Origin of the sequence: Paenibacillus sp. FSL E2-0190 (assembly GCF_037992965.1) — a bacterium.
GTDB classification, from domain to species: domain Bacteria; phylum Bacillota; class Bacilli; order Paenibacillales; family Paenibacillaceae; genus Paenibacillus_AQ; species Paenibacillus_AQ odorifer.
Map to the genome: position 1 here is coordinate 52,440 of NZ_CP150306.1, position 18,049 is coordinate 70,488.

Annotated in this window: 17 protein-coding genes; 16 read left to right on the top strand and 1 reads right to left on the bottom strand. The window is 46.8% G+C overall.

Annotated features, from left to right (window positions below; genetic code table 11):
* Window positions 1–25: 25 nt before the first annotated feature.
* The gene (locus NST25_RS00245) at window positions 26–226 is read right to left on the bottom strand and encodes a hypothetical protein (protein WP_036678792.1); all 201 of its coding nucleotides are present in this window, start codon (window positions 224–226) and stop codon (window positions 26–28) included.
* A 125-nt stretch (window positions 227–351) separates the two neighbouring features.
* Between NST25_RS00245 and pth the strand changes: the two genes are divergently transcribed.
* The 16 genes from pth to NST25_RS00325 all read left to right on the top strand — a co-directional run bounded on the left by pth (window position 352) and on the right by NST25_RS00325 (window position 18,032).
* Window positions 352–912, top strand: coding sequence for an aminoacyl-tRNA hydrolase (gene pth, locus NST25_RS00250; protein WP_076130069.1), 561 nt, complete (start codon window positions 352–354; stop codon window positions 910–912).
* Window positions 913–996: 84 nt separating this feature from the next.
* Window positions 997–1,227, top strand: a complete 231-nt coding sequence (locus NST25_RS00255) for an anti-sigma-F factor Fin family protein (protein ID WP_036678789.1) — start codon at window positions 997–999, stop codon at window positions 1,225–1,227.
* Between the two features lie 131 nt (window positions 1,228–1,358).
* On the top strand, window positions 1,359–4,883 hold the full coding sequence (mfd, locus tag NST25_RS00260; protein ID WP_076186834.1) for a transcription-repair coupling factor: 3,525 nt from the start codon (window positions 1,359–1,361) through the stop codon (window positions 4,881–4,883).
* Window positions 4,870–5,922, top strand: coding sequence for a peptidylprolyl isomerase (locus tag NST25_RS00265; protein ID WP_076307260.1), 1,053 nt, complete (start codon window positions 4,870–4,872; stop codon window positions 5,920–5,922). Before mfd ends, NST25_RS00265 begins: the two co-directional genes overlap by 14 nt.
* Window positions 5,923–6,177: 255 nt before the next feature.
* On the top strand, window positions 6,178–6,720 hold the full coding sequence (spoVT, locus tag NST25_RS00270; protein ID WP_036678783.1) for a stage V sporulation protein T: 543 nt from the start codon (window positions 6,178–6,180) through the stop codon (window positions 6,718–6,720).
* Between the two features lie 148 nt (window positions 6,721–6,868).
* Window positions 6,869–8,551: a polysaccharide biosynthesis protein gene (locus NST25_RS00275; RefSeq protein ID WP_340393179.1), complete on the top strand. Its 1,683-nt coding sequence runs from the start codon at window positions 6,869–6,871 to the stop codon at window positions 8,549–8,551.
* A 27-nt stretch (window positions 8,552–8,578) separates the two neighbouring features.
* Window positions 8,579–10,078 carry a nucleoside triphosphate pyrophosphohydrolase gene (gene mazG / locus NST25_RS00280; protein ID WP_340393180.1) on the top strand — a complete coding sequence of 500 codons (1,500 nt, stop codon included), beginning with the start codon at window positions 8,579–8,581 and terminating at the stop codon, window positions 10,076–10,078.
* A 289-nt stretch (window positions 10,079–10,367) separates the two neighbouring features.
* Window positions 10,368–10,640 (top strand): HU family DNA-binding protein, encoded by a 273-nt coding sequence (locus NST25_RS00285; protein ID WP_036678778.1) that lies wholly within the window; start codon window positions 10,368–10,370, stop codon window positions 10,638–10,640.
* Window positions 10,640–10,918, top strand: a complete 279-nt coding sequence (locus tag NST25_RS00290) for an RNA-binding S4 domain-containing protein (RefSeq protein WP_076130073.1) — start codon at window positions 10,640–10,642, stop codon at window positions 10,916–10,918. The genes NST25_RS00285 and NST25_RS00290 overlap by 1 nt, the downstream gene beginning before the upstream one ends.
* Window positions 10,919–11,077: 159 nt before the next feature.
* Window positions 11,078–11,362, top strand: coding sequence for a sporulation protein YabP (gene yabP, locus NST25_RS00295; protein WP_036678773.1), 285 nt, complete (start codon window positions 11,078–11,080; stop codon window positions 11,360–11,362).
* Entirely contained in the window at window positions 11,359–11,922 is a 564-nt protein-coding gene (gene yabQ / locus NST25_RS00300) for a spore cortex biosynthesis protein YabQ (protein WP_248549707.1), read from the top strand. The genes yabP and yabQ overlap by 4 nt, the downstream gene beginning before the upstream one ends.
* A gap of 24 nt (window positions 11,923–11,946) precedes the next feature.
* Complete coding sequence (locus NST25_RS00305) at window positions 11,947–12,282, top strand: septum formation initiator family protein (protein WP_076130075.1); 336 nt, start codon at window positions 11,947–11,949, stop codon at window positions 12,280–12,282.
* Between the two features lie 124 nt (window positions 12,283–12,406).
* On the top strand, window positions 12,407–12,907 hold the full coding sequence (locus NST25_RS00310; RefSeq protein WP_036678766.1) for a S1 domain-containing RNA-binding protein: 501 nt from the start codon (window positions 12,407–12,409) through the stop codon (window positions 12,905–12,907).
* A gap of 343 nt (window positions 12,908–13,250) precedes the next feature.
* Window positions 13,251–15,758, top strand: coding sequence for a stage II sporulation protein E (spoIIE, locus tag NST25_RS00315; RefSeq protein ID WP_076130076.1), 2,508 nt, complete (start codon window positions 13,251–13,253; stop codon window positions 15,756–15,758).
* Between the two features lie 599 nt (window positions 15,759–16,357).
* Entirely contained in the window at window positions 16,358–17,104 is a 747-nt protein-coding gene (locus tag NST25_RS00320) for a VWA domain-containing protein (RefSeq protein WP_038568031.1), read from the top strand.
* Entirely contained in the window at window positions 17,088–18,032 is a 945-nt protein-coding gene (locus tag NST25_RS00325) for a serine/threonine protein kinase (RefSeq protein WP_094902328.1), read from the top strand. The genes NST25_RS00320 and NST25_RS00325 overlap by 17 nt, the downstream gene beginning before the upstream one ends.
* The last annotated feature ends 17 nt before the right edge of the window (window positions 18,033–18,049 follow it).

Genomic DNA, 18,049 nt, shown 5'->3' on the forward strand with positions numbered 1-18,049 from the left:
CGTGCTACAGGTAGAACTACTGGATTTAATATCCGGGACGGGAGACAAAGGTGAATAAACTGCGGTTATATAGTGTCCCTTGTAGCTCCACGAAAGCTTCGTCTACCGCTGTTAATACACCGATATCAATATGCACGTCGCCCTTGTATATTTCCACGGGCACAGCATATTGGATGTGGTACTGAAAATGGCGTTGATGTGTCAATAATTCGCCTTTGTGCGGCATGGGTTATCACCTGTCTTCGGAGTATAATTTCGCTCTGGTTGCACAGAGATATGTAGATTAGATCTATTGTACCAAAAACGGACTCCTCTTGCCGGAGAGCCCGAACGGAAAGGAAAGGTTCGATAATGAAATGGATTGTCGGATTGGGAAATCCCGGAACACAGTACGCGAAAACAAGGCATAATGTTGGCTTTATGGCTTTGGATGAGCTTGCTGCCCAGAACGGAATTGCCTTCAACCAGAGCAAATGTAAATCCGTCATCGGTGAAGGGGTCATTGGTGGCGTCAAAACCGTATTGATTAAGCCCATGACCTTTATGAACTTATCCGGTGAGGCCGTTCGCGCTTATATGGATTATTACAAAGTTCAACTTGAAGATATGATCGTCGTTTATGATGATTTGGATACAGAAATCGGAAAAGTCCGCTTGCGTTATCAAGGAAGCGCTGGTGGACATAATGGAATTAAATCCATCATACAGCATGTAGGAACACAGAATTTCAATCGGGTACGAATGGGTATTTCTCGTCCTGAGCCAGGTTTTGCTATTGTCGATTATGTTCTTTCTACTTTTCCTAAGAAGGAAAGCGATCCGCTTAAGCAAATGATCCTTAATACTTGTGATGCACTGGAATACAGCTTACAGCATTCATTCGAGCAGACAATGGCTAAGTTCAATGGTTAATCTGTAAACCCTGTTGTTTTTAAGGCTAAAGATGAAGCTGCCCGGACATACTGAAGGTATATAGTACCTTCAGGAGGCATATAGATGGCAATAAACTATGTTTGTAGGCACTGTAAGACATCTCTAGGCAGTATTAATAGAAGTGATGTTACAGAAATGCAGTTGGGCCTTCATTCCTTGACCCCTGCGGAGCGCAGAGATATAATAGCGTATAATTCAGAAGGTGAAATCACGGTAAAGGTTACTTGCGACTATTGCAAGGAGGCTTTAGAGAACAATCCGGAGCTTAGCCTGCTGACAAGTCCGCTTCAGTAAGGTGGAAGCGCCTGTCTCTATCGTCATCCGCAAGCCTTGGCGTTACAGCTGAGGCTTCTTTTCGATTCCAATCATAATAGGTGACGGTGGCTATGCCACCGTTAGCCTGTTTAGTAAGAGAGGTGCGCCTGTTGTTACAAGGTCTTATAGAAGCTTTTTCCAAGGATCCCGATTTCCAGTCTATCACCCATGGTGTTGCTGCAGGTATGAAAGAGCAGCTCATTTCGGGGCTTACAGGTTCTGCTAGACAGATTATGCTTGCAGCATTACATGAAGAGACAACTCGTCCCTTACTTGTAGTGACTCATAATATGTTTTCGGCCCAGAAGATGGCCGATGATTTGCAGGAAGCGCTTTCCCCTGACCGGGTTCTGCTCTATCCCGCCAATGAACTAGTGGCTGCAGAAGCGGCTGTATCAAGCCCAGAGACACTGGCTCAGCGTATAGATGTGCTGACCAAATGCGCTCAGGGCTTCCGTGGTATTGTTGTAGTTCCTTACTCAGGAGTGCGTAGATTGCTGCCAGCCCCAGAGGTTATGGCAGAGGCACAAGTCACCGTTTCCCAAGATGGAACGCTTGCTCTGGATGAATTTTTGATGTCCATGATTGAAATGGGCTATGAAAGAGTAGAGCGGGTTGAAAATCGTGGTGAACTGAGCGTACGGGGTGGAATAATTGATTTTTATCCAATGACATCTCCTTTTGCTTATCGGGTTGAGTTATTTGACGATGAGGTTGATTCCATAAGAACTTTTGATCCAGTGGATCAGCGTTCTATTGATAAGGTACGTAGTGTGAAGATTACACCGGCTAAAGAGATTATAGCTAGTAGATTGCGCCAGGAATCTGCTTCTGCTGAAGCCTCAGCTATGATGGAGCGACAGTTGGAGAAGATGGCGGATCGCCAGGCGAAGCTCAGGCTGCGGGAAGAAATTGGCCGTGAGCTGGAAATGCTGCGGGAAGGTACTTATTTCCCGGAGATCTATAAATATATCAGTCTTTTATATCCTGAACGCTCTCATTTATTTGATTACATGGCCCAGGATACCATTCTTATTCTAGATGAGCCGACAAGACTGCTCGAAACGGCGAGACAGCTTGAACGGGATGAATCGGAATGGAATCTGCATTTGCTGCAAAACGGCAAATCATTGCCGGATCTAGATCTCTCTGTCGATACGGATGTTGTTATGTATCAGCGCCCGTTCCAAAGCCTGTTTATGTCAATCTTTTTACGTCAGGTTCCGCATATTCAGCCTCAGAACATTCTTGGGTTTATCAGTCGTGGAATGCAGGATTTCCATGGCCAGATGAATGTGCTGAAATCGGAAATGGAGCGTTGGCAGAAGTCCGGTGTTAAGGTAATGATGCTTGCGAGCAGTGAGGAACGGATTGAACGAGTGCGCAGAGTTCTTTATGATTACGGCATTAACGAGCCGATGATTGTACAAGGAAATCTGGGTTCTGGTTTTGAGCTGCCCTCTATTCATCTAGCTGTTATAACTGAGGGAGAAATGTTCTCTCAGAAGCAGCGGAAGGCACGGAAGATCTCCAAAGGAATAGATAATGCAGAACGGATCAAGAGTTACACAGAGCTGAAAATCGGTGATTATGTCGTCCATCAGAACCATGGTATCGGAAAATATATGGGAATCGGCACGCTTGAGGTCAGCGGTATTCACCGTGATTACATGCATATTCTGTATGCTGGCGGCGATAAGCTCTCAGTTCCGATTGAGCAGATTGACCTGATTCAGAAATATGTCGGTTCCGAAGATAAAGAGCCGAAAGTATATAAGCTAGGCGGCAACGAATGGACACGAGTGACCAATAAGGTTCGTTCCTCCGTTCAGAATATTGCTGATGATTTGATAAAGCTATATGCTGAGCGCCAAAGTGCCGCAGGATATGGTTTTGAAAAGGATACACAGGAACAGCATGAATTTGAAGAAATGTTCCCTTACGAGGAGACCCGAGATCAGCTTCGGGCTATCGAAGAGATTAAGAAGGATATGGAACAAAACCGGCCAATGGACCGATTGCTTTGCGGTGATGTTGGGTATGGTAAGACTGAAGTGGCTATTCGGGCGGCTTTTAAATCAGCGATTGAAGGTAAACAGGTGGCGGTGCTAGTCCCGACAACGATTTTGGCTCAGCAGCATTATGAGACCTTCCGGGAACGTTTCGCTAATTACCCGCTTAATATTCAGGTCTTAAGTCGTTTCCGCAGCCGTAAAGAGCAGAACGAGACGATTAAAGGCGTTAGGGCAGGAACTGTCGACGTAGTTATCGGTACACATCGTCTGTTATCTCAGGACCTTGTATTCAAGGATCTGGGGTTATTAATTGTGGATGAAGAACAGCGTTTCGGCGTGACTCATAAAGAAAAGCTGAAAAAACTGAAAACGAATGTAGACGTTCTTACGCTGACTGCAACTCCAATTCCTCGTACGCTACATATGTCGATGCTTGGAGTGCGGGATTTGTCTGTCATTGAGACCCCGCCAGAGAACAGATTCCCTGTACAGACGTATGTAGTGGAGCATAGCCAGACCCTTACGCGGGAAGCTGTAGAGCGGGAATTAGCCCGCGGTGGTCAAGTCTATTATCTCTATAATCGTGTGCAGGGCATTCAAGAAATGGCTGCTCAAATCTCTATGCTTGTTCCTGAGGCTAGAGTTGGCATCGGACATGGTCAAATGTCGGAATCTGAGCTCGAGAAGACCATTCTCGATTTCCTTGACGGAGAATACGATGTGCTCGTCAGCACAAGTATTATTGAGACGGGCGTAGATATTCCGAACGTTAATACACTTATTGTGCATGATGCGGATAAAATGGGCTTGTCTCAGCTCTATCAGCTGCGTGGACGTGTAGGCCGGTCCAATCGGATCGCTTACGCTTATTTCACGTATCAACGGGACAAGGTTCTGACAGAGGTTGCAGAGAAACGTCTGCAGTCTATTAAGGAATTTACGGAGCTGGGCTCTGGTTTCAAAATAGCGATGCGAGATCTGTCTATTCGCGGTGCAGGTAACTTGCTGGGTGCAGAGCAGCATGGCTTTATCGCATCCGTGGGGTTTGATCTGTACTCACAAATGCTGGCGGAGGAAATTCGTAAGCGTAAGGTTACTGTGCTTGGGGAGGAAGACACATCCCTGAAAGAAGGCAATACAGTCATTGATTTGTCGATTGACGCGTATCTGCCGTCAGAGTATATTTACGACAGTATCCAAAAAATTGAAATTTATAAAAAAGTGGCGGCAGTAACCTCCTTTGATGATGCTTCCGAGCTTGAAGATGAGCTCTTGGATCGGTTCGGTGAGTTACCTGAAGCCGTGGTAAATCTACTATCGGTCGCTCGTCTGAAAGTGTATGGAAAAATGTATGGCATTGATTCCATGATTAGACGCGGAGATGATGTTACCTTGAATTTCTATGAGGGAAGTCTCGGCGCTTTAGACACAGCGAAACTCGCCAAAGTTGGAAATAGCTTCGAAAGACGTGTACAATTTGATAGGGATGCGAAAGCCAGTATCCGGGTCAAATCGAAAGATTTAAGTGATAAACAGCTGCTTGACTTGCTTGAACAGTTTCTTAAGGAAGCTAAACAGTCTTTTAAATCGAAGGGAGAACTACACAATGTCGTTAAATAAAACAAAATCATGGAAAGTGCTGCTCGTTTCATTGGCAGCGGCAGTTTCCTTTTCTATGCTAGCAGCATGTGGAAATAGTGCGGATGATAATCAAGCTGTGGCCACTTATAAAGGTGGAACGATTACACAAAAGGAATTTGCAATGGATCAGAAAATCATGAAATTTCTCTCTCCACAACAAGCGCAATATTTAGAGATCGATGCGTTTAAGGAGTCCATTCTGAAGCAAGAAGTGGGCTTTGAATATTTGGCTTCCCAAGCAACGGATGAAGCGAAAAAGCAAGCGGAGAAAGAAGCCGATACTCAAATCGCAAGCATTAAGGAACAGTTGGGCGATACCTATAAGAAGACATTGAAAGATGCTGACGTTACAGAGAAAGATATTCGTACTTATATGGAGCGTGTGCTGACAGTTTATCAGGATATGCTGCTTAAAGTGACTGATGATGAAGTTGTCAAAGAATTCGAAGCGACTAAAGGCGACTTTACGGTTGCCACACTGCGTCATGTGCTAATTGGTCTGACAGATGCAGACAACAAAGAGCGTACCAGCGAAGAAGCGCTTAAAATAGCGAAAGAAGTTAAGGCGAAGCTGGATGGCGGTGCTGATTTCGCAGCCATCGCTAAGGAATATTCTGACGATACTGGCTCTAAAGAGGCAGGCGGAGAATATAAAGATAAAGCTGTAGGCACTTATGTGGAGGAGTTTAAGAAGGCTGCTCAGACCTTGCCTCTAAATACCATCAGTGATCCTGTAGAAACTTCTTACGGTTACCACATCATCAAGGTGGAGTCCCGTACAGACAAGACTTTTGACCAGTTAACGGATGAGCAAAAAGAAGGCATTAAGAGCTCAATTGTATCCAAGAACCTAGAAACGTTCATGGAAAAGGATCTGGAAGGCATTATTGAGAACATCAATCTGCCAAAAAGCTCTGCTGCCGCCGATGAAACCGGAACAAATAGTGGAACAGAAGCCACTACAGCTCCAAGCGCATCCCCAAGTGCTTCTCCAAGTGCTACAGATGCCGCTGAATAAACATCGGTAAATATGGACAAGCTTACCTTAGAAAAGCCATCTTCACTTAAAGTGAAGATGGCTTTTTATTTCGCAGAAACGGTTGTAGAACTACCTTTATCTTGATGCAGATATTAATACATGTCAGCTTATGTATAAGGATCTGGGAAGAGATGAATACTATGGTCAGATATTACGATAAATCACTGGGATTATCCTTTCCCATAATGGACAGTAGTAAGACCATACTTCTTAAGAAAGCGGGGCACATGTGAAATGAAAGCTACTGGAATTGTTCGCCGTATTGATGACCTCGGACGCGTGGTTATTCCCAAAGAAATTAGACGTACTCTTCGTATTAGAGAAGGAGACCCACTGGAAATATTCGTCGATCGGGACGGTGAAGTCATTCTCAAGAAATATTCTCCGATTGGTGAGTTGGGTGACTTTGCAAAAGAGTACGCGGAGTCATTGTTCGAAGGCACTGGACACATTACGATGATTGCTGATCGTGACACCTTCATTGCCCTTGCAGGCGGCTCCAAAAAAGATTATTTGGAGAAACAGGTAGGAGTGCTGCTGGAGAAAGTCATGGACAGCCGTAAGACTGTGTTAGAAACCAATGAAGGCAGTTATGAAATTGCTAAAGATCATCCGGATTTGGTGTCCTCATATGTAGCCTCACCGATCATTTCCGGTGGAGATCCTATTGGTTGTGTAGTGATGGTGAGCAAGGATGATTCGGCGAAGATGGCGCAAATGGAAATAAAAATGGCCGAAACGGCTGCCGCTTTCCTGGGCAAACAAATGGAGCAGTAATCTTAATTTAGACCCCGCTTTCCTTTTGGTAAGATATACAAAGGGCAAACGGGGTTTTGTCGTTTACACAAAACCGTTTCTACTTGTGGGCATACATACGTTATAATATAGAAATTCATCCCATCAAAGTTGTAGAAGCAGGTATTATATGAAATCTAATACACAAACATCACGATTGCTGCAAGGCGCATTTATCCTTAGTGCCGCGGCCATTATCTCAAAGCTTATTGGCACACTTCAAAAAATTCCGCTGCAAAATCTAGGCGGAGATGCTGTATTTGGTATATACAACACAGTGTATCCCTTGTATACGATGCTGTTAACGGTAGCTATGCTAGGTCTGCCTGCGGCGATCTCCAAATTTGTCGCCGAAGCTTCGGCTGGGAGACGCGATGAAGAAGGCCGCCGAATTCTACTATTATCCGCGCTAATTACAGGCATCAGCGGCTTGATTATCGGCGCCATCACCTATGCAGGTGCACCCATCATTGCCGAATGGGTAGGTAACTCACATGTAATGCCTGCCTTGCGGACAAGCGCCTGGGGTTTGGCTGTTGTCCCTGTCATGTCGGCCATACGCGGGTACTTTCAGGGGCTGCATAATATGGTTCCTACTGCCGTGTCACAGATTGTAGAGCAGTCTGTACGGGTTACAGTGATGATTGTTCTTCTTTTATATCTCACTTCGCAGGGAGCAGGAGCTGAGAGCATCGCTGCTGGCGCGCTGCTTGGTTCTGCCGGAGGGGGAGCCGCAGGGCTTGTAATTATGCTGCTGTACTTGAGACGTCACCGCCGGAGGGTAAAACAGGAAGCTGCTGCTGAAGTAGCTGCTGCTGTCGAAAGTCAGCGTGTAAGAGCGCTGGATGCAGGACATGGACTAGGTTCCAAACAAGGGTTTATGGGCATTAAAGCAGGTACACTGCTGGCTTATGGAATTCCCGTAATGCTAGGTGCACTGGCTATGCCTCTTATCGGTCTTGTAGATGTATTCACTGTGCCTCGACTGCTGTCGTCTGACGGAAGTGAAGTAGCTGCGATGGCCCAGTTTGGTGTGTACAATCGGGGTTTGCCACTTGTGCAGATTATAACGATGATTGCCACCTCACTGTCTGTTGTGTTCATTCCAGCTTTGGCGGAAGCGAAGTACAAGGGAGATATGAAGCTGATTGAGACCCGCTGCAGCTTGTCGCTGCGTTGGTTCTGGCTGTTAGGTCTAGCGGCCTCAGCGGGCCTTGCAGTGCTTGCTGAGCCGATTAATATGGCTCTTTACGGCGATACCGCTGGCAGCAGCACAATGACTTGGCTGGCTTTTACCGCTGTTGGCGGTACAGTGAGCATCATCTCTGCTGCGCTCCTGCAGGGCCTCGGCTACGTGCGCGCCCCGGCCCTGCACCTTTTGGCCGCCGCGCTGCTCAAGGCGGCCCTGAACCTGCTGCTGGTTCCGCAGCAGGGCATTACCGGCGCGGCCATCGCTGGCGTGGCCGCGCATTCGTTCGCAGCAGCGCTTAACGTGCTGCTGCTGTACCGCCAGGGCCATCTGCGGCTTCGCCTCGCAGATGCCCTGGCACGGCCCGCGCTGCTCACAGCGGGCCTGGCTCTTGCCGCCGCAGCTGCCAGCTGGGGCACTGGCGCCGCGGCTACGGCCGCTGGCATCGGCGGCGGACGCACCGCCAGCTTGGCGCAGAGCCTGCTCGGGTTACTCGCAGGCTGCGTTGTCTTTGCCGTAGGCGCGGTGGTGCTGCGGCTGCTCAGCGAAAGCGAGCTTCGCCAGCTTCCGGGCATCGGCCCGTCTCTGGCGGACAAGTTCAAGAAGCTGCGTTTATTTCCATAATTAACCCGCTTAAAAGGAGGAACAGATATGAGTGCAACATTAACAGTTGTTGGTCTCGGGTCAGGTAATCCCGATCGGCTGACACTAGGAATTATAAAAAAACTGAAGGCAGCATCCGTTGTCTACGTTCGTACCCAAGAGCATCCAGTCATGGCTGCTCTCACCGAGCTTGAAATTGCCACGCAATCCTTTGATGGACTGTATGAAACATTAGCTTCGTTTCCTGAGGTTTATGCCGCAATTACTTCAAAATTGATTGAAGAGGCTCGCTCCGCCGCAGAGGGTACAGATATTGTCTATGCGGTTCCGGGGCATCCCATGGTTGCAGAGTCAGCTGTTTCACAGCTGCGTCAGCGTTGCCCGGAAGAAGGAATAGAACTGCAAATATTAGGCGGGGAGAGTTTTCTGGACGAGGCGTTTGTGCGACTGGGGTTCGACCCTATTGAAGGCTTCCAGTTATTAGATGCTTCAGGCATTCGCAGCGCTCAGCTTCAACCTGAATTGCATACTCTGATTGGCCAGGTTTATGACAGCTTTACAGCTTCGGAGACAAAGTTATGTCTGATGGAGCTGTATCCGCCCGAATATGAAGTGGTGGTGGGTCATGCCCTTGGCGTGGAGAACGAAGAAAACATTGTGACTGTTCCTCTATACGAATTGGACCGGCTTGAGGGTTATGGCAATTTGTCTCTGGTCTATGTACCTGCGAATCGTGAGGAGAAGCTAAGAAATCGTACTTTCGCTCGCTTGCATGAGATTGTCGATATTTTGCGTAGTCCGGACGGTTGTCCGTGGGATCGGGAGCAGACTCATGAATCTTTGCGTAAAAATCTAATCGAAGAAACCTACGAAGTGCTTGAGACGATTGATGAGGATGACCCAGACCATATGAAAGAGGAGCTGGGCGATCTTTTGCTGCAGATCATGCTGCACTCCCAAATGGAAGAGGAGCTGGGCACGTTTGACGTATTTGACGTCATAGAAGGACTGAATGATAAGCTTATCTTCCGCCATCCCCATGTATTTGGTGACAAGAATGCGAATGATGCTGAAGAAGCTCTGATCAATTGGGAGGGCATGAAGGCAGAGGAGAAGCGGCGTAAAGGCGTGAAGCCAGAGGAATTATCCGCCCTCAGTGGGGTTCCGCGTGATTTGCCCGCTCTTATGAAGGCGTACAAGCTTCAGAAAAAAGCATCCAAGGTGGGCTTTGATTGGGACAACGCTATGGATTGCTTAGCTAAGGTTCGTGAAGAAATAGAAGAGCTGCAAGAAGCCATCGATACTGATGCAGCCGCCGAGGATCAAATTCTGGAGCTGGGCGACCTGTTATTTGCTGTTACCAATGTTGCCCGATTTATTGGCGCAGATCCGGAAGAAGCTTTAACCCGGACCAACCGCAAATTTGTGCGTCGGTTTCAGTATATCGAGCAAAGTCTGCGAGCCAAGGGTATGAGTGTAGAAGATAGCAGCTTGGAAGAGATGGAAGAGTTGTGGCAGGAGGCAAAGACTGAGGAACGAAAAGTATAGTAATTTTCTCAGACTATGTACGGTATACGGACCTTAAGATGAGGCAATGCTGTGAAAGTAGCATTCATCTCTGATTTAGATTATGGCGAGTAGTTTAATAGTGCTATAGAATAGATTCTGCGACGATTTCTGAGAAATAACTGTTTCTTTTTTTAAAAAACGACGATTCGTGGCAGGATTTTAAGATGACATCAAGAATATCATAAAGACGAAATGACGGCTTGCCCCATAATATGGCGGTGAATCTCGTTTCATTTATTTTTTCGTATCCTAGGAGGAACTTTAAATTATGAACAAGACAGATTTGGTAAACAACATTTCCGAGAAAAACGGATTGGCAAAAAAAGATGTAGAAGCAGTATTGAACGGATTCTTGGGTGAGATCACAGAAGCTTTGGCAAAAGGCGATAAAGTTCAACTGATCGGTTTCGGTACATTCGAAACTCGTAAACGTGCAGGACGTACTGGTCGCAACCCGCAAACGGGCACAACGATTGAAATTCCAGAATCAACTGTACCGGCATTTAAAGCTGGTAACAAGCTTAAAGAAGCCGTTAACTAATGCGTCTTGACAAATTCCTGAAAGTGTCCCGATTAATCAAGCGCCGTACAGTGGCCAAGGATGTGTCCGAACAAGGCCGGGTGCTGATTAACGGGCGGGAATCTAAGCCAAGTAGTGCAGTTAAGATCGGTGACGAGATTACTGTGCAATTTGGACAAAAGCTTGTAACGGTCAAAGTCGAAAAGCTAGTCGAAACGACACGCAAGGACGAAGCCGCTGGTATGTATACTCTACTTCGGGAAGAGCCTGTTGCCAAAAGCACCGGCTTGGACTGGTAGGAGTAACATAGTTAATAGTAAATAAGAAGGCACAACTTTACATATTGTAGAGTTGTGCCTTCTTTTTTCTTTTTTTATCTCTCTTATTTTAGTGGATTGGAATGTTCTATAACTTCTTCTACTGCCATAGATTAGAGGTAAGAAGGAGGGGTACATGCTATGATCGAGCCAGGAAAGGTAAATAAACAGCATGATCTGCACATGCGCAGTCGTAAACAGCTAGAGTTGACGGGCGTGCAAAATGTGGAGAGCTTTGATAGCGAGGAATTTTTGCTTCGTACAGAACTCGGCCATCTCACCATTCGCGGGAATCATTTACATATCAAAAATTTAAGTCTGGAGAATGGACTGTTGTCCTTGGAGGGCAATGTACATTCCCTGATTTATCTAGATCCCGGATCGCAGGGCAAAAATAAAGGTCTACTCGGTAAGCTATTTAAATGAATCCTGCAGTTCAGTGGCTGACGCTGTTCTACATGATATTGGCCGGGGTGACAATGGGACTGGCCTATGACAGCTACCGGGTGCTGTCGCTCAAGTTCAATTTTCCCAAATGGCTGAATGCCATGCTTGACCTGCTGTATTGGCTTTGTGCTGCTTTGTTTGTTTTTAGAATGCTCTATGCCGGAAATCAGGGGCAATTGCGATTTTATGTCTTTTTAGGTTTATTTCTAGGAATATGGATCTATTTTTTGATCTTCAGTGTTACGGTGCGGCGTTTTGTGTTAATGTTAATTCAATCGGTTCAGTATATGTGCAGATTGCTATGGAGACTTGTGGAGATTCTAATAGGTAAACCTCTTCGCTGGCTTTGGCGCCTTATTATAGGGTTGCTAGTGCTGCTAGGTCGTATTCTATTATTCATCCTTAAGCTTCTGCTGCGTCTAACGAAGCCAATTTGGGTATTACCAGTAAGATGGATTTCTCCATGGTTATCTCGGCTTAAGCATAGCGCCTGGATCGTGAAGATTTCTGGATGGATTACCAAATGGCGGAAACGCTGACCTTTGAATTAGGGGGTACGCTGCATGAACAGATTCACTGCGGAAGAGAAAAGTAATCCCAGCAAAAATTCGGCCGCAGGCGCGAAGAGAAGAAGAGTCATGTGGATTCTCTTTGTGGCAGTATTTTTTGGCTGGGCGGGTTATACTTACTTCAATCAAAGTGCGGCAATTACGGACAAGGGCGAGCAACTCGCCAAGAAACAAAAGACTAGTGAGAGCGTCACAGCATCTTTGAATCAACTGAAATATGAAGTGTCCAGACTTAATGATGATGAGTATATTGGCCAATTAGCGCGTAAATGGTACAATATCTATCCTCAAGGGGAAACTCCTATTCGAACAGAGCAATCAGAGCAATAATACCGGCTAAAAGAGGCTTTTACTCTGTTGCCTTGCTTTGCTCTTTACTGTATAATCAAATCACCGCAGACAGGATGACCTTAATATTCGTCTGTATATTTTTAAGGGAGGATCATTTTATTCTATGGCAATTGAAGTGGGCACCAAGTTAGAAGGCAAAGTGACAGGCATCACGCATTTCGGAGCATTTGTGGATCTGTCAGGAGGTGTCACAGGTCTCGTTCACATCTCGGAAATCGCCGATAATTACGTCAAGGATGTTAACGATCATCTGAAGATTAGTGATGTAGTAACCGTCAAGGTGATCAACGTCGATAAGGACGGCAAGATCGGACTTTCCATTAAGCAGGCTGTTGACAAGCCAGCATCGGAAGTACGTCCGCCTAGAGCTCCAAGACCAGAACGTCCTAGCGGCGGAGACCGTTTCGGCGGCGGTGGCGGCAGTGGTGGAGGCGGCGGTGGATTCAATCGTGAACGGGGTGGGCGTCCATTTAAGCCTGCAGCCGGTAAACCTTCATTCGAGGATAAAATGTCGCGATTCCTGAAAGACAGCGAAGAACGGATATCTTCGATTAAGAAGAACACAGAAGGAAAGCGCGGAGGCCGTGGAGCCAAACGCGTATAATCCAATACCTGTACATCATAAATAACCGCAAGGGCATTTCGCCCTTGCGGTTTTTTTGTCGTGTCATATAAACTTGCCGACAGCATCCATGTCATTCTCACATAACTCTAGGGCAATCGCTGGCGAATGACCGCCAGGCTTGCGCCTAAAACTGCACTGGAAACAAGCTTAAGGAGAAGCAACCTACTGCGCCGCAAGGGATCGATCTATTTTTTTAGGAATAATGAACAAAGGCTTTTTTGTCGGAAATTTCTTATGACTGTCCCTCCATTTCTGACAAACTTTCTCAAATGACCCGCTATATAATGAGAACCATAAATTCTTAAACGGGTGGTGTAGGGAAATGAGTAAAAGCAATGTGGTGAATTTGCCAGAGTGGACAAGAGTGGGAAGCGAAGATAAGAAGCAGAGACAAGCCTTAGGCACGCGTATTATAGCTTGGGGTCAGAAGCAGCGTTATATTCAGCTTATAACAGCGAAGAAGTGGATGCTTCTGTTAAGCTTTATGGGGTTTCTGCTAGGAAGAGCTATGATTCTGGACGAGCTGTCCCCTTTTGCTGTCGCATATTTTGCCGTCATTGTGTTTATGCGTCGAGACTCTATGTTACCTGTAGCAGGTGCTATTATAGCTGGAAGTCTCTTCACTCCGTTTCCGGGTGCTTTGGTTACTACGGCTGAACTAATTATATTTTTTCTTGTTTATAGAGGGCTTGAAAGTTTCGAACGAATAGATTTGTCTTATGCACCCCTTATGGTATTCGTATCCTCGTTTATGGTTGGCCTGTTCAAGATTGTTCTCGGACCGTCTCTTTCCTGGTACCCCTTTATGATGACAACTCTGGATGCTTTACTTGGGTTTGTTCTTACGCTTGTGTTCATTCAGGCACTTCCTCTACTAACTTACAAACAAAAGAGCAGATCGCTGAGGAACGAGGAGGTTTTATGCCTTATTATTCTGTTAGCCTCCGTAATGACAGGCCTTGTGGGCTGGACCCTTAATGGTTGGTCATTAGAGCATATATTGTCTCGTTATTTAATTCTGCTCTTTGCCATGGCGGGGGGCGCTCCCCTCGGTGCAGCTGTTGGGGTGGTGACGGGGTTGATCCTCAGCCTGGCCGATATCAGTGCTATCTATCAGATGAGTCTGCTTGCTTTTTCCGGAATGCTAGCGGGAATGATGCAGGGTGGGCGAAAGGGTGCGGTATCTATTGGCATGCTGCTAGGATCAACGATCCTTTCCGTCTATTTTACGGGTCCGGGTGATATGATGGCCTCAACATGGGAGACCTGCGCAGCAATAGTGCTGTTTCTAATAACGCCTAAGGCGATGATATCGGCGATTGCAAAATATGTACCGGGCACGTCAGATCATAGCCGATCTCAACATGAATATGCCCGCAGGGTCAGGGATCTGACTGCAGAACGGGTCACTCAATTCTCACAGGTATTCCAACAGCTCTCCAGTAGCTTTGGTCAGATTCCACGTGCCGGAGAAGTGGGCAAATCGGATCGTGAAATGGAAGATTTTATGAATACGGTCACAGAAGGCGCCTGCGCTGGATGCATTCGCCGTACCCACTGCTGGGATGCAAAATTCTATCAGACATATAGATACATGACAGATATGATGACAACTGTTGAGGAATGCCCTGATATTACGGCTGCTCAGCTGCCACCGGAATGGAGCCGTATTTGTGGCAAAACCGGAGAAGTGCTTGAGGTCATGAAGGGACAATATGATCTCTACCAACATGATATGCGGTGGAAAAGACAAATATACGATAGTCGCCAATTTGTTGCCGAGCAGCTGTCAGGCGTGTCACAGGTTATGGAAGACTTGGCCAAGGAAATTAAGCGTGAGGGACAGGCCATGTATCGGCAGGAAGCGCAAATCCGCGAGGCTCTTGAGAAATTGGGACTGTCTATTCATGGCATTGAAATTTTAAGTCTGGACCCAGGACGCGTAGAAATAGAAGTAGTGCACGCTTATAATCGCGGTTTTGATGAATGCCGTAAAATGATTGCCCCACTCCTCTCCGACATTCTGGATGAGAATATTGCTGTCATGAGTGAGACGGCGGTTCATCCCCGGGAAGGACTCTCGATGGTTACCTTTGGTTCAGCCAAAGCCTTTGAGGTAAACACGGGAGTGGCAGTTGTTTCTAAAGGTGGGGATATGCTGTCTGGCGATAGCTTCAGTACCGTAGAGCTTGGAAATGGCACTTTTGCAGTATCCATTAGTGATGGAATGGGGAATGGTGAACGGGCAAGGATGGAGAGCAGTGCCGCACTCGGCATGTTAGAAAAGCTGCTGCAATCCGGTATGGATGAAAAGCTGGCTGTAAAGTCGGTCAACTCAATTCTTTTATTACGCTCCCCTGATGAATTCTATGCTACTGTGGACATGGCTTTAATCGATCAATATTCTGCGCAGACAACGTTTATGAAGATTGCTTCAGCACCAAGCTTCATCCGGAGGGGGAGTGAGGTCATTCCAATAACCTCTAGCAATCTGCCGATAGGAATCATTAAAGATATTGATGTGGATTTAATCAGTATGCAGCTTCGCCCCGGCGATATTTTAATTATGATGACTGATGGTATTTATGATGCGCCTGGATATGCCGTTAATAAGGAGATATGGATGAAGCGGATGATCCAAGAGCTTGAGGGTGATGATCCTCAGGATTTAGCGGACAGCCTGTTGGAGAAAGTGATCCGTTATCAGGGCAATGAGATCCTTGATGACATGACTATTGTCGTCAGCCGTCTTGATCATTTCCATCCGGAATGGTCCAGCCTGCATATGCCGGGCATCGGCCGTATGGAGCGCCCGCGTACGGTAAGTTAGTTATTTTAGGTTTAGATTTTAGTAGGCTTTAATGTTGGGTACGCGCGAAGCGTCGTATTGCTTGTATAGTTTAAGGCACGCGCAAGATATCGTGCCGCTTGGGGGCACGCGCGAAGCACCGTGTTGCTTGTATAGTTTAAAGCACGTGCAAGATATCGTGCTGCTTGGGGGCACGCGCGAAGCGTCGTGTTGCTTGTGAGTTTGTAGCACGCGTAAGGCGTCGTGCTGATGGAGGTATTCGAGGCGAGTACGTGATGTGTAACTCGTCGGCCTCTACTATTCTCGTTTCAATGTCGGCTGACTTGGGGCGGAATCTGTAGATCTAAACTGTTTACTAGTGAAGGTATGGAACGGAGAGAAAGTTTGGAGCTGTAGAAGCGGAGCGTTCGCCTTTGTCCTCGGATTCCAACCGCGTGAGGCGGTTCTAATCAAGGAATCTGAGGACAACAGCGATCGAAAGCCCAAACATTTCTCGCAGTTCCACTATTCACTACCCCCCTATTTGATCGAAATTCCCCCACTTAATATCGACCGTTTGAAATCTCTCATTTCTGGATATGCTAGAAACAGAGGTTCAAACAAAGGGGGAGTTGAGGGTTATGAAGCAAATTATGCTCATTACTGACGGTTGTTCGAATGTAGGAGAAAGTCCGGTGTTGGCAGCGGCGCATGCCCTGCAGGAGGGAATCACCGTAAATGTGGTCGGTGTAGTTGATTATGGTACGATCGGTGAAATCGGCAGCCGGGAGATTGCCGACATTGCCAAGGCCGGGGGAGGCCTTAGCCGAATAGTCGGAACACCACAACTGGCGCAGACGATTCAGATGATGACACGCAAGACCGTGGTTCAGACGATCCAGCAGGCGGTTAATAAAGAGGTAAAAAAGATACTAGGCGATGGCTCACTGGATCAGCTGCCTCCTGTTCAACGTTCACAGGTTGTTACAGTTGTAGATGAACTCACAGAAACAACGCCGCTGCGCATTGCACTTCTTATCGATGCCAGTGCCAGTATGAAGCCTAAACTGGGTGCTGTCGAAGATGCAATTCGCGATTTGGCGCTCAGTTTAGAAGCGCGGGAAGGCAAGAGTGAGATTGCTGTGTTTCATTTTCCCGGAAATAACAGCAGTGAAGATGCCAAGCTTGATCTAGATTGGACGCATGACATGTCAGGTATTCGTACGCTATTCTCTAAATTACACATGAGAGGCGCAACACCGACTGGCCCAGCTATTTTCAAGGTGCTTGAACATTATCGTTATGATACACTGGATGAACATCGTGGACGCCGACTAAGCGATGACCACGACGAAAGAGAAGGGATGATTGGTGGGTATGTCGTCTAATCCGTCCTATCCTACTGGTACCTTAATTAACGGCAAATGGCGGGGTAACCGTTATGTCGTTGAGCGGATGCTGGGAAGGGGCGCGAACGGAACCGTATATCTTGTGCAAAGAGAAGGCAGACGGGAAAGGTACGCGCTAAAAATCGGATACGATACACTTGAACTTCAATCGGAGATCAATGTACTGACCTCGCTGCAATCGCGACGAAAGCGGAATGAACATCGGGCTCGTCGTGAGAATCCATTGTCTTCTTATTTTTTGGAAGCGGATGATTTTGCGAATGGGGATAATATCCCCTTCTATGTGATGAGGTATGTTGAAGGCAAACCGCTGCATCATTTTTTATCGAAAAACGGTCCCGATTGGTTAGGCCTGGTAGGTCTTGGTCTGCTTGAAAAGCTGCGCACACTGCATGAATGTGGATTTGTGTTCGGTGATTTGAAGCCCGAGAACGTCATGGTATCTAAATACGGTGAAGTGGAACTGATCGACTTTGGGGGCACAAGCCCTATTGGTCGTAGCGTGAAGCAGTTTACCGAATGGCATGATCGTGGTTTCTGGAATGCGGGCAGTCGAATCAGCGATGAGGGTTACGATCTTTTCGCATTTGCTGTGCTGTGTCTTCGTTTGCTCAATGAAGAAGGGCTCAAAAAGGCAGCCTTACAGCTGCCGCAGACGAGAAGTGTGGACGAATTATTTAAGCTGGCTAGAAATTTACCCAATAAGAAACTATCCTCCTGGATTTGTATGGCGTTAAAAGGGGGGTTCTCAGGCTCTGCGGATGCTACTGAGGTCTGGCGAAACCATATTTATAACTCGCGCAGAAAGCGCCCGGATAGTATGGACACCCCTCGGTGGTTAAAAAATGCATTCGCATTGTCTTTGTTTTTGCTCGCCTTTACGATTTATTGGGTATTCCGTTTTTGAACTCATACATATAGTTG

Coding starts and splice junctions, on each gene's coding strand:
- yabQ (WP_248549707.1), top strand. CDS start 11,359: ATGAATCCTGCAGTTCAGTGGCTGACGCTGTTCTACATGATATTGGCC.
- NST25_RS00305 (WP_076130075.1), top strand. CDS start 11,947: ATGAACAGATTCACTGCGGAAGAGAAAAGTAATCCCAGCAAAAATTCG.
- pth (WP_076130069.1), top strand. CDS start 352: ATGAAATGGATTGTCGGATTGGGAAATCCCGGAACACAGTACGCGAAA.
- yabP (WP_036678773.1), top strand. CDS start 11,078: ATGATCGAGCCAGGAAAGGTAAATAAACAGCATGATCTGCACATGCGC.
- NST25_RS00290 (WP_076130073.1), top strand. CDS start 10,640: ATGCGTCTTGACAAATTCCTGAAAGTGTCCCGATTAATCAAGCGCCGT.
- spoVT (WP_036678783.1), top strand. CDS start 6,178: ATGAAAGCTACTGGAATTGTTCGCCGTATTGATGACCTCGGACGCGTG.
- mazG (WP_340393180.1), top strand. CDS start 8,579: ATGAGTGCAACATTAACAGTTGTTGGTCTCGGGTCAGGTAATCCCGAT.
- NST25_RS00265 (WP_076307260.1), top strand. CDS start 4,870: ATGTCGTTAAATAAAACAAAATCATGGAAAGTGCTGCTCGTTTCATTG.
- spoIIE (WP_076130076.1), top strand. CDS start 13,251: ATGAGTAAAAGCAATGTGGTGAATTTGCCAGAGTGGACAAGAGTGGGA.
- NST25_RS00285 (WP_036678778.1), top strand. CDS start 10,368: ATGAACAAGACAGATTTGGTAAACAACATTTCCGAGAAAAACGGATTG.
- NST25_RS00310 (WP_036678766.1), top strand. CDS start 12,407: ATGGCAATTGAAGTGGGCACCAAGTTAGAAGGCAAAGTGACAGGCATC.
- NST25_RS00245 (WP_036678792.1), bottom strand. CDS start 226: ATGCCGCACAAAGGCGAATTATTGACACATCAACGCCATTTTCAGTAC.
- NST25_RS00255 (WP_036678789.1), top strand. CDS start 997: ATGGCAATAAACTATGTTTGTAGGCACTGTAAGACATCTCTAGGCAGT.
- NST25_RS00275 (WP_340393179.1), top strand. CDS start 6,869: ATGAAATCTAATACACAAACATCACGATTGCTGCAAGGCGCATTTATC.
- NST25_RS00320 (WP_038568031.1), top strand. CDS start 16,358: ATGAAGCAAATTATGCTCATTACTGACGGTTGTTCGAATGTAGGAGAA.